Genomic DNA, 12,453 nt, shown 5'->3' on the forward strand with positions numbered 1-12,453 from the left:
GTTTTATTAGTAATGCTGCCTGTTTTACCATTATTAATATCCTTTTGAATATTCTCAGGAAAAATAATAAATTCTTTCTTATCCTTTTTCTCTTTTTCTCTTTCTTGCAATATATTTAATACCATTTGAGCAGTATTAGCCGCAGAGAATTTTTCTTCATTTTTCTTTATAAAAAAGGCTGATTGAGAGAAGAATGTCATGAATGAGATAAAAATAATGGTGAGTATTAATATGGATAGCAGTAATTCCAGTAAAGTAAACCCTTTTTGATTCATTTCTATCCCTCCAACTCAAAGAAAGTACAATCTTCTCAAACACTCTCATTTATTATACAATATGAATCATCCATGAAAAGTTCTATTTAGGTCTTTTTTAGTAGTTTTTGAAAAAATGTAACATTTTGCCTGCAGTTTTTGTGATAAATTGGGATTATAATTTTTTTGGGGGTGTAGAGGAATGATAACTGCTATATTTTTGATAGTTTCGTTGTTAATTCTTACGCCCGTATTGCTTTTGCTGCCGATTGGGTTTCCTAAGAAGTGGAAACTTGTTCTTATTGGTGTTGCATTCTTACTAGCAAATGTAGGACTAATGGCTAATATGCAATTACCAATATATCAAACGATATTGATTATTTTTCTGCTTTGTTTTTTAATTACCCTTTTGATAGAGAAAAGAATAGTGAATGTTACTCAAACGAAAGTAGATTCTAAGCCGATAGAGAAGAAAATCATATCCATAGAAAAAGAAACTTTACATAGAGAAGATGAGAAACCAAATATAGTCATAGAAAAAGAAGCTTTACCCACTGTGCTAAATGAAGTAGCTGCAGCTAGCGAAATTCCTCAAGAAGAGGATGACTTAATGGAGCAGGAAAATTCTCTCTATGAGGAAGACGAGGCTTCTGAGGAAATTCAAATAGTTGCACAAAAAATATTTGATACTGAAACTCCGGTAGATCCTCTAGACTTAGATGAGGATGTTTCATTTCTAGAGAATCGGGTAGCAACGATCACTACTAATGGAGACGTGAGCAGTACAAAGCATCAGGAGAATAATTCTGAAAACGCTTATATGTCAGAAATTGAGAAATTACTCGAAGAAAATGATATAGGGTATGAGGAAACAGAAGAGATGCCTAAAACAATTGATCATGTTCCTCAACCTGTAATGGAAGAATTAGAGGAAATTGTGTTTACTAAAGAGCTTCAAATAGAAGAAGATAATGAGGAAAAAACTGATTTGGATGAAGAAATTGAGATTGAAGAACTAGTATTTCATAAATAAGAGATAAGCAATTGAAGGGGAGTTGGCTAGGTGAAAAACAAGCAAGGAATTAAAATTTTTATTGTGCTTTTCCTTTCTACATTTTTTATCTTTGCCTTCTCGCATTACGGTGCTTCCGCTTTCAATTCGATTATCAATAATGCTGACAACTTTGATGAGAATACAGTGGTTGGAAATGTTAACATTTCGGGCAAAAATGAATCAGAGGCGATGAAAGCTGTAGATGAGCAGCTAACCCTTTGGTTAAATGAAATGGTAATAAATATTCATTTTAAAGAAAATCAGATTCAGTTAGACAATGCTTTGTTTCGTTTTAATATTACTGAATCAGTTAAAACAGCACAAAATGGGCAGCAGAATACGGTAATTGTCCAATTTGAAGAGAACACGTTAGAAGATTCTATCTTGAATTCTTACCCTTTAATAGATTCCCGATCTATTGATTTTGAGAAATTACAGACAGATTTGTTAAAAAGTGCAACACGATTACAATCTGAACAACTTGAATTAAAGCTTGAAGACTATATTACAAGTTCAAGTATTAATGAAGATGTTGTAATTCATGAAGTTCAAGTTAAAACAGATGTAGTTTATTTTAGCAGTATATTAGAAAAGCCTATTGAGATTCCAGCTAATAATAGGTTCTCTTTACTTAAGCTAATAGAAGAAAAAGGGTTTAACAATATGTCTGCAGATGCTCTAAATGCCATAGCCTCTGGCATATATCAATTAATTTTGCCGACTAACTTTGCAATTATTGAAAGAAATATCGGGAATGAAAAGCCTGAATATATTCCATTAGGTTTTGAAGCAAAAGTAGATTCACAAAAAAATATCGATCTTATTTTTGTTAATCCGAATGAAATACCATACGAAATTAATATGCAGTTTTTTGACAGTGTGTTAATCCTTTCGCTCAAAGGGAAATCCTTTTTAAATAAGTATGAGGTTATTTCAAATGATGAACAAAGCTTTAAACCCAAAATTATAAAACAGTATAATTCCTTGTTAAAGCCTAGTGAAAAAGTGGTTGAAAGGCAAGGTAAAGAAGGATTATTTATTAAAGTTTTTCGAGAGATTTATGATGAAAAAGGAGCACTTTTAAGAAGTGAAGCTATTTCAGAAGATTTCTATCCTCCAATTCATCAAATTGAAGTGTACGGTCTCATCAATAAAGCCGATGTTGAAGCTAGCAGACAGGCAGAAACTCGTTCCGAAAATACTGAGTCCTTAGATGATAATCAACAGAGTAACAATAGCAATCATATGGATGAAGAAGCAATTGGAGAAGTGATTAAATCAAATAGTGATCTCTGGGGCAAGCCATTTGAAAAAATGAAATAATCATATAAAGCAGGGATAGTATATGAAACAAAATCGGCAGCGGCTTGGTGATTTACTTGTAAATGCTGGCCTTATTACAGAAGAGCAGCTCCTAGTAACATTAAAGGAAAAAAGTAATGGGCAAAAGCTTGGTGATGCCCTTCTTCAAAGGGGATTTATTACAGAACAGCAGCTTATTGAAGTACTTGAATTCCAGCTCGGCATTCCACATATAAGCCTGTATCGCTATCCATTTGATACAAAGCTATTTAATATTATTCCAAAAGAGATAGCAAAGCGTCAGCTCTTAATTCCTATGAAAAGAGACGGGGACAAGCTGTTTGTCGCTATGGCTGATCCAATGGACTTTTTTGCAATTGATGATTTACGTCTGTCAACAGGATTCCAGATTGAAACGGCCATTGCAACGAAAGACGATATTTTAAGAGCGATAAACAAGTATTATGACATCGATGAGGGCTTTGAGGAGCTACTGGGTGATGATTCGCAAACTGAGACAGTTCAAGAAGAAAAGATAACAGATCAGGATTCACCAATTGTAAAATTAGTGAACCAAATATTATCGAATGCAGTTACGATGAAAGCTAGTGATATTCACATTGACCCACAGGAAACGAAGGTTGTTGTTCGTTACAGAATTGATGGGGTCCTAAGAGTAGAACGTGTTCTTCCAAAGCATATGCAGGGTGTTCTGATTGCTAGGATCAAAATAATTGCAAACCTAGATATTACAGAGCACCGCATCCCGCAGGACGGGAGAATAAAAGTAAACCTTGACTTCCATCCTGTTGATTTACGTGTTTCTACATTGCCTACTGTATTTGGCGAAAAAGTGGTTATGCGGATTCTCGATTTAGGCAGCTCTTTAAATGATATCAACAAGCTAGGCTTCAATAAATTAAATTTAAAGCGATTTAAAGACATGATCGAAAAGCCAACGGGAATTGTTTTGTTAACAGGCCCTACAGGTTCTGGGAAATCATCCACTTTATATGCGGCATTAAACCAGTTAAATAGTGAAGAAGTGAATATTATTACGATTGAAGATCCGGTTGAGTACCAACTTGAGGGTATTAATCAAATTCAAGTAAATTCCAATATTGGGATGACATTTGCGGCAGGATTGCGCTCTATTCTTCGCCAAGACCCAAATATCATTATGGTTGGTGAAATTCGAGATAAGGAAACAGTTGAAGTCGCTATACGAGCTTCACTTACAGGGCATTTAGTATTAAGTACTCTCCATACGAACGACTCTATTGGTACCATTACTAGATTAATGGATATGGGAGTAGAGCCTTTTCTAGTTGCTTCGTCACTTAGTGGAATTGTTGCCCAAAGACTTGTCAGGAGAATTTGCCGAGATTGTGCAGAGGTTATTGCACCTTCTAAGCGAGAGGTAGAGATTTTTGCAAAAAGAGGGATGAGTGTAAATAATGTCACTCGCGGTCGAGGCTGTTCATCATGTAATATGACAGGCTACAAAGGTAGGATTGCCATTCATGAGGTGCTTGTCGTTAGTGATGATATACGACGCACGATTATGAATGGAGAATCAATTACTAGATTAAGAGAATTAGCAATAAAAAATAAAACGATCTTCCTTATCGATGATGGCTTGTTAAAGGTAAAACAAGGACTCACTACTACTGAAGAAGTATTACGAGTCGCGATACTTGAATAGGGGTGCGAGGAATGAAGGAAAAAATAGATTATTTATTACGCGCCGCATTTGAATTGAAAGCATCAGATTTGCATTTAACCGTTGGTGTTCAGCCAATTCTTAGAATAAATGGAGACTTGAAAAAATACGGAAAAGAACCATTATTGCCTGACGAAACGGAAGGCATGGCAAGGGCGATTATTCCTAAGCATATGTGGGAGCAGTTTAAGGAAAAGGGAGAATTGGATTTCTCCTATGGTATTCCGGGTGTTTCCAGATTTCGTGTGAATACATATCACCAAAGATCGTGTATAGCAATGGCTATTCGGGTTGTACCGACAAAAATTCCAACGATTGAGGAGTTAGAGCTGCCGAATATTTTACGAAAAATAGCCGAAAAGCCACAAGGCCTTGTCCTAGTGACTGGCCCAACAGGAAGCGGTAAATCTACGACACTAGCTTCAATGATCCAGTATATGAATGAAACGATGCGAAAGCATATTATCACACTCGAAGATCCAATTGAGTATTTGCATAAGCACGGCAATTCAATTATTGATCAGAGAGAGGTTGGCTTTGATACGAAGAATTTTGCCAATGGCTTAAGGGCGGCATTACGCCAGGATCCTGACATTATTTTAGTTGGTGAGATGCGTGATTTGGAAACTATTCAAACTGCGATTACGGCTGCTGAAACGGGGCATTTAGTGTTAGGGACATTGCACACATCCAGTGCGCCATCGACAATAAATCGGATTATCGATGTATTCCCACCTTCTCAGCAGCCGCAAATTCGAATTCAGCTTGCTTCTGTTCTAGTGGCGATTATTTCACAGCGGCTCTTTCAACGAGAAGATATTAAAGGCCGGAAAGCTGCAACTGAAATATTAATTAATAATTCGGCAGTAGCTAATCTTATTCGAAATGAAAAAATCCATCAAATCGTGAATATTATGCAAACGTCACGTGGGCAGGGAATGCATACACTTGAGAGCAATATTAAGAGTCTAATTCAGTCCGGCATCATCTCTAAAGACATTGCAGAACCATTCCTGCAGGAGATGTTAACTTAAAATGGGAAGATATAAATATTCCGGCCGAAATCGTAAAGGGAAAATAGAAGGAATAATCAACTCAACATCGAAAAGGGAAGCAATGTTTAAGTTAAGGGAGGAAGGAATTAGGGTTTTAGAGATCGCTGAAGTGCCTGAATCCTTCTTAACAAAAGATATTTCAATTGGAAATCCTGTTAAGCTACAGCACTTTGTTATTTACTTAAGACAATTTTCAACATTATTAAAAGCAGGGATATCTGTAGTAGAATCTACAAAAATACTATCTGTGCAAACGGAAAGTAAAGCGTTGAAAAAAGCGCTGTTGGCTATTGAAGGAGATTTAAGAGAGGGAAATCCACTCTCGGACGCCGCTGCTAAACATAAAAAAATCTTTACTTCGATGTTTATCAATATGGTTCGTGCAGGTGAGGCAGGCGGTAATATGGATGAAACGCTTGAAAGACTTGCTGAACATTTTGAGAAACAGCATAATACTAGGCAGAAAATCAACTCTGCCCTTGCTTATCCAATTGTCGTGGGGATCGTGGCAATTGCTGTTGTTATTTTTCTTTTAGTTTCGGTTGTGCCGACATTTGTTGCAATGTTTGAAGATTTCGGAGGAGAATTGCCAGCCATTACGAAGTTTGTTCTGAGCGCAAGCGAATTTATGCAATCTTATTGGTGGCTAGTTTTAATCTTTTTTATCAGTTTGGTAATTATGATTATAATCCTGAGGAATAATTCGAAGACAAGATATTATTTAGATTATATAATTCTAAGAATCCCTATATTTGGAAAGATGCTGCAAAAAGCAGTAATCGCAAGAATGACAAGGACATTAAGCTCGCTATTTACGAGTTCTGTCCCCATATTACAGGCCATGACGATAGTTGAAAAGGTTGTTGATAATGAAGTTATGGCAAGGGTTATACGGCAATCAAGAGCTTCTCTTGAAAAAGGTCAATCATTAACAGAACCAATGAAAAAGCACTGGGCCTTTCCTCCTCTCCTAACACAAATGATCGCTATTGGGGAAGAAACAGGTGCTTTGGACGCCATGCTTGGTAAAGTAGCTGATTTCTATGAAAAAGAGGTAGAAAACAGTACTGATAGAATTAAATCTCTTATTGAACCGTTAATGATTGTTTTCCTTGCGGGCATTGTCGGAACGATTGTGACATCCATAATGGTTCCAATGTTTGAGATCTTTAATCAGGTCGGATAATGTTTTCAAAAAATTAACATTTTATATCTATTATTTTTATTAGCGTCTAGTATAATTAAATTTAGGTCTTATGTCATAATTTGATATTAATAGAGAGGGAGATTAGTATGTTGAAAAGAATTGGAAAGAGATTGAAGGATCAGCGTGGGTTGACGTTGGTTGAATTGTTGGCGGTAGTTGTAATTTTGGGGATTATAGCGGCTATTGCAGTTCCAAGTATCGGAGGTATAATTGAAAAGTCTAAAGAAGATGCAGTGAAGGCTGAGGCAGTACAAGTTTTAAATGCAGCAAAGCTTTATACAGCTTCTAATAACGTTGTAGGATCAATTACCTTATCACAAGGAACCGCTGCAGGAACGGGGGTTGGTAACTTGGATAATTTTTTAGATAACCCAGGCCCTTATTCCATTACTATTACTAATACAGCTGGGAATGTAGACTATACAGCTGTTTCAGTTACAAAAAATAATATAACAATGACATTTGCTACTGAACAAGTAGTATTAGATGGTAAACCAACAACAACTACAAAAAAATAATTGTTGAAATAGAATATTAAAAATATAGGAGTATTAGGTTGATTTTACTTATAATTTTTTTATATGGAATATTTCTCGGCTCCTTTTTCAACGTGGTCGGCCTCCGAGTCCCACAAAACCAATCCATTGTGGCACCGCGTTCAGCCTGTCCTAATTGCCATCATCAGCTCAAACCTCATGAGCTGATACCGGTTCTATCATACATCATCCAAGAGGGGAAATGCCGCCAATGCAAGGTGCGCATTTCTCCTATTTATCCATTAATGGAGCTGCTAACTGGATTGCTGTTTGCGGCAGCGCCGTTAATATTAGGTTGGTCAAGTGAGCTGTTTGTTGCTTGGACGTTAATTTCATTATTTATGATTATTTTTGTATCTGATATCAAGTATATGATTATCCCTGATAAAGTTTTACTCGTGTTTACAGGGATTTTTTTATTAGAACGGATTCTTATTCCTCTTGAACCATGGTGGAATTCCCTCCTAGGGGCAGCTGTTGGTTTTTCCCTCCTGCTTTTTATCGCAATTATTAGTAAAGGAGGTATGGGGGGAGGAGATATTAAGCTTTTTGCCCTTATTGGCCTTGTGGTTGGATTGAAAGTAGTTCTATTATCTTTCTTTCTAGCAACCTTATATGGGGCGGTTTTTGGTATAATTGGATTATTAACCGGGAAGCTGAAAAGGAAAAATCCAATTCCGTTTGGTCCGTTTATTGTTGCAGGAACACTGACTGCCTATTTTTATGGAGATTTGATCCTCGAAAGTTACTTTCGCTTATTTGCATCTTGATTTTAGTAAGGGGTTTAATAAATGGCACTTTCCCTTTTTTTGCGAAAAAACCGTATCATTAATCTGATTATTAATGACTATTCGATTCGGTTTGTCGAATTGAAGCAAACGAATCCGCTTAGTATCCACAGATGGGGAGAGCGGTTTATTCCGTTTGGGATTGTCAGAGACGGAAAAATAATTGACCATGAAACATTAGAAATGATTCTTGAAGAATGTCTTGCTGATTGGAAAATTCAGAAGCGCGCTGTTCGATTTATCGTTCCTGATTCCTTTGTCATTATTCGAAAGGTAAATATTCCTGGCGATGTCAAGGACGATGAAACCAATGGCTATTTATATCTAGAACTTGGCACTATTATTCATCTTCCATTTGATGAGCCTGTATTTGACACGTATACGGTGAGAAAAGAAAAAGATAAAAAAGAAATTTTAATATTTGCTGCACAGGAAGAGAATGTCTTAGACTATGCTGGACTACTCACGAATGTAAAGCTCGTTCCTGAAGCTGCTGATGTTTCTTCACTTTCTCTTTATCGGCTTTATCATCATTTAGGGATGCCTGATCAAGATGAGCAGCTCTTAATGATTCAATTTGATATTAATATGGTAAACCTCTGCATTTTTGAGAACCAGCTACCTCTATTTATGCATCATTTAGTATTCGATTTTGAAGAAGATAAATGGGAGATCAAATCAGGCAGGAACGGGTCACATGAGCTTCAATATAACGGGGATCCAGAGGATTTGCTTTTTCAACTTGAGGACATATATAAAGAGATAAGTAAATTCATGGATTTCTACCGATATTCAATTAATCAGGGAAAACAGCAGGTAACCAAAATTTTCTTAAATGGTGATCATCCTTACCTTGATATCATCAAAAAAGAAGTGGAAAACCGATTTGACCTTCCACATCAATCGATTAATGCAAACTCAATTCCTTCAGCAACAGAAGAAAAGCTGCCAAGATCTCATTATCTGACTCTTGGGCTTGCATTGAAAGAGGTGTAAGCATGCTCATCGAAATCAACCTATTGCCAAAAAAGGAATCGAGGAATAAATCTCTTGTCATGTCAGCTTGTGTGTTGGTTTTTATTTTGCTTTTGGGAATCGGATCTGCTGTTTGGGTTGGGCAAAGTTATAAAGGAAAAATTGACTCTATTTCACAGCAGCAAGCACAAATACAGAAATTAATTGCTGTGGAGCAAGAAAAAGTGGCCAATGCGGAGTCCCTTAATTCATTGGAAGAACTCGAAAAGGCAGTAAGTTGGGCTCAAGATTACCCGATCAAAACAGTACCTATACTTAGGAAGTTTACCGCCCTATTACCAGAAAGAGGCTTTGTTCAAACCATTAACTACGAGGAAACGGGTAATATTGTGTTAACTGTTCAGTTTGATACAAGTCGCGAAGCGTCCTATTACTTAAAATCAATGCTGGATTCAGAATGGATTGAAGATGCTACTATCAATACTTTAACCACTATTGATATAACAGAGGAAAATAGCGACCAAGAACACATTTTTGAGCCAGATAAAGAAAAAATTCTGCCTCGTTACCTTGCTGAATACGAGATTATTATAAATCGATCGGTTATTAAACAGGATGTAGAGTTAGTTGAAAATGGGGGGAATGAATCATGACCCTTCTTTCTTCAAAAAAAGAAAAATTTATAGGGATTACTGGCTTTATCATATTAGTCTTAATTTTTTTAGGTATCTACTTTCTTTATATTCAGCCGCTAAGGTCTACGCTAGCCAGTAAACAACGGGAGTTGCAAACGGAGGAACAGCTGCTTGCGGTTATTGAAAGTCAGATTAAAAAAACAGACTCTAATACGTATGAAGGAACAGAAGCACTTCAAAAAAAAATCCCCGTAAAGCCGCTGGTTGAACAACTGCTTCTTGATATTGAAAAGGCTGAAACTGTATCAGGGAGTTTTGTTTCAAATATGGAGTTTTCAACAGATGAAAAGGAAGAAGATGCACAGGGTGAAACAAATGATTCAATTTTAGAAGAATCGTCAACCAATCAAGAGGAAGAAGAAAATTCAAACATTCCAATGCCAGCTGGGATGAAAAAAACAACAGTTTTACTAACCGTTAAATCCTCTAACTATTTTGAAATGGAGAAATTTATCGAGTCGCTAGAATCAGAAAATAGGATCATCCTTGTTGAGACCCTTAATATTTTCGGTCAGGATGAGATTGTTTCTACAGATCAAGAAAAACAGACGATTGAATCGGAAATAACCATTTCCGCTTTTTACATGCCGGCATTAACTGACCTGAGAGATCAGCTTCCAAAAATGGAAGTTCCAAAGACAAGCGATAAAAAGAATCCGTTTAGCATGTCTGGAAATATTTCAAATAAAGCAAATAAAGAACAATAAAAAATTTGACGAAAATCCCCCGTAACAAGACGACAAAAGTCTTGTTATTTTTTTTTTTCGATATGTTAGGATGAAACATAATCATCAATCGACATGGAAGGAGGACGAATGGTGGAAGGCCGGGAAAAAGGTAGAACCATTACGATAAAAATAAATGGCGAGCATCGGTCCTACGAAGAAAACCTTGTGGAAGAAAATCAAAAAGAGGATATAAAAATTGAGCATTTACAACAGGAAGGCAGAACAGAAAATTGGGACAATATGTCTTTGGAAGAATCGGCAGCCGCTAAGGAAACAGCTGATGATGATAGCTTTGATTGGATTCTGCCAGAAGACACGATAGAAGAAACAGATTTAAAAGAGTATAATATAGCTGCACAAACGAAGAAATCTAGTAAAAAAGGAAATGGGACATTCGGCCAAAGCTTTAAAAAGAATAGGCATAAGGGATTTCTCACATCCGTATTCATAACAGTATTTTTTGCTATTTTACTAGGGACAGGCTTTGGATTTATCATGTTAAAGCTAGTCATCACTGAAAATTCAGCAGAAATTGAACAGCCGGTTATTGCCGAGCCAGCCGTAGAGGAAGTGGTCAAACAACCTGAAGGTTCTGAAACAGCCGTTTTACAACCTCTATCAACCTTTGTTATCCAAGGTGGTGTTTTCTCTAATATTGAAGCAGCTAGGCAAATCGAAGGGGATCACATACAAAAAGGAATCCCTTCAAAGGTTATTGATATAAATGGACAGGCCGTACTTTATTTAAGTATTGCCTCAAGTATTGAAGAAGCCAAAGAAATAGGGAATCAATTCAAGGACAAAGGATATGAAGCTTTTGCAAAACCTATCACTTTAGATGAGAAATCACTAGAGGGGCTTCTAGCAGTGGAGAAAAAAATAATCGATGCTGCCCCCGGTATTTTTCAAGCTATCGCAGAGGGAGCAACGGAAGCAGCTACGAAACAAACATTATCTGATGCTAATGTTGATAAGATAGCAGCCCAAATTGAAAGCATAAAGACCGATAAAGGTGATCAGATAAAAAACAAAGGGATCATTTCTTTAAATAATGAACTAAATCATGCCCATCAACAGTTAATGGCATATAAAGAGTCAAAGGATTCCGCAACTTTAACAAAGGTTCAACAGCATTTACTTGAATTTTTTTCGGTTTATCAAGCATTGTAAAAGTACATATTTTCGTGTGCATAAAAAAGTAGTTGAAAGGTTAATTATGTTTTATAAATGAAAGTTCAAGTGCCTATATAGTACCTAAATGCTTTTAAGTCTAACAAAATCAAGTTTCGACATTAACCTCCCTTAATCGAATATTTTCTGGGAAATAACGCACATTATTTGAGTCTGTTCTTACTTTTTCGACAGACTCCTTATTTATTTTGATAAGGTAAAGGGTTAAAGTGGTTAATCGCATTAAAGATTTATTATTTGTTGGAATAAAATTGTTTGTCCTGCTGAATTTTGGTACGATATAGATGTATCTCCCGATATGATACAAATTTAAGGTAAGGTGATTATATGAAAAACCTCATTCTAGCCTCTTCTTCTCCACGACGAAAAGAACTTCTTGAAAATCTTCATTTAACCTTTGAAGTATCCAGCAGCGATGTCGATGAAAGCTTTGACCCGGCATTAACACCGGGTGAAATTGTCATGGAGCTCAGCAATAGAAAGGCAAAGGCAGTAAGTTTACAAAACCGAGAGTCATTTGTCATTGGTGCAGATACGGTAGTAGTTCTTGAAGGAGCCGTATTAGGAAAGCCGAAGGACAGAACAGAAGCCTACACGATGCTAAAAAGTCTATCGGGTAAAACTCATTCTGTCTATACAGGGGTATCCATAATCGCACCGGAAAAAGAAAAGAATTTCTATGTGAAAACAGATGTGGTGTTTTGGGAGCTTTCAGATGAAGAAATAAATGCTTACATTGACACCAGTGAACCCTTTGATAAGGCAGGAGCATACGGGATTCAAGGCTTCGGAAGCGTTCTCGTCAAGGAAATCAATGGCGATTATTTTTCTGTTGTTGGTCTGCCAGTATCAAGGACAGTTCGTGAATTAAGAAATGCAGGATATTCCCAACCATTTCCATAAACAGCGAATTCATCTTAATCTCCCTCGCGCCCATGTGTAAGG

General features: G+C 36.6%; 13 protein-coding genes. 12 read left to right on the plus strand and 1 reads right to left on the minus strand.

Translation table 11 applies throughout. The features are described from left to right. The coding region (locus V7127_RS11985; protein WP_335486262.1) for a prepilin-type N-terminal cleavage/methylation domain-containing protein at positions 1-275 on the minus strand (275 nt) is incomplete at its 3' end. 181 nt (positions 276-456) lie between these two features. Here V7127_RS11985 and V7127_RS11990 point away from each other — a divergent pair. The 12 genes from V7127_RS11990 (at position 457) to V7127_RS12045 (ending at position 12,411) form a co-directional block, all read left to right on the plus strand. Further along, positions 457-1,287 (plus strand): hypothetical protein, encoded by an 831-nt coding sequence (locus V7127_RS11990; protein WP_335345773.1) that lies wholly within the window; start codon positions 457-459, stop codon positions 1,285-1,287. A 30-nt stretch (positions 1,288-1,317) separates the two neighbouring features. Continuing rightward, positions 1,318-2,631, plus strand: a complete 1,314-nt coding sequence (locus V7127_RS11995; protein ID WP_335486265.1) for a hypothetical protein — start codon at positions 1,318-1,320, stop codon at positions 2,629-2,631. A gap of 22 nt (positions 2,632-2,653) precedes the next feature. Next, the gene (locus tag V7127_RS12000) at positions 2,654-4,315 is read left to right on the plus strand and encodes a GspE/PulE family protein (protein ID WP_335486268.1); all 1,662 of its coding nucleotides are present in this window, start codon (positions 2,654-2,656) and stop codon (positions 4,313-4,315) included. 11 nt (positions 4,316-4,326) lie between these two features. Next, entirely contained in the window at positions 4,327-5,367 is a 1,041-nt protein-coding gene (locus V7127_RS12005; protein WP_335486271.1) for a type IV pilus twitching motility protein PilT, read from the plus strand. A 1-nt stretch (position 5,368) separates the two neighbouring features. Then, positions 5,369-6,574, plus strand: coding sequence for a type II secretion system F family protein (locus tag V7127_RS12010; protein WP_335486274.1), 1,206 nt, complete (start codon positions 5,369-5,371; stop codon positions 6,572-6,574). Between the two features lie 107 nt (positions 6,575-6,681). Next, positions 6,682-7,113 (plus strand): type IV pilin protein, encoded by a 432-nt coding sequence (locus tag V7127_RS12015; protein WP_335486277.1) that lies wholly within the window; start codon positions 6,682-6,684, stop codon positions 7,111-7,113. A gap of 38 nt (positions 7,114-7,151) precedes the next feature. After that, positions 7,152-7,901, plus strand: coding sequence for a prepilin peptidase (locus tag V7127_RS12020; protein WP_438824000.1), 750 nt, complete (start codon positions 7,152-7,154; stop codon positions 7,899-7,901). A gap of 21 nt (positions 7,902-7,922) precedes the next feature. After that, positions 7,923-8,915: a type IV pilus biogenesis protein PilM gene (gene pilM / locus V7127_RS12025; protein WP_335486280.1), complete on the plus strand. Its 993-nt coding sequence runs from the start codon at positions 7,923-7,925 to the stop codon at positions 8,913-8,915. Positions 8,916-8,917: 2 nt separating this feature from the next. Then, the gene (locus V7127_RS12030; RefSeq protein ID WP_335486284.1) at positions 8,918-9,547 is read left to right on the plus strand and encodes a hypothetical protein; all 630 of its coding nucleotides are present in this window, start codon (positions 8,918-8,920) and stop codon (positions 9,545-9,547) included. Continuing rightward, positions 9,544-10,296, plus strand: a complete 753-nt coding sequence (locus V7127_RS12035) for a pilus assembly protein PilO (RefSeq protein ID WP_335486287.1) — start codon at positions 9,544-9,546, stop codon at positions 10,294-10,296. The genes V7127_RS12030 and V7127_RS12035 overlap by 4 nt, the downstream gene beginning before the upstream one ends. A 108-nt stretch (positions 10,297-10,404) precedes the next feature. Further along, positions 10,405-11,487 carry an SPOR domain-containing protein gene (locus tag V7127_RS12040; protein ID WP_335486290.1) on the plus strand — a complete coding sequence of 361 codons (1,083 nt, stop codon included), beginning with the start codon at positions 10,405-10,407 and terminating at the stop codon, positions 11,485-11,487. Between the two features lie 348 nt (positions 11,488-11,835). Further along, entirely contained in the window at positions 11,836-12,411 is a 576-nt protein-coding gene (locus tag V7127_RS12045; RefSeq protein ID WP_335486293.1) for a Maf family protein, read from the plus strand. Positions 12,412-12,453: the final 42 nt, after the last annotated feature.

The organism is Bacillus sp. JJ1773, from assembly GCF_036962035.1.
GTDB lineage: Bacteria > Bacillota > Bacilli > Bacillales > Cytobacillaceae > Cytobacillus.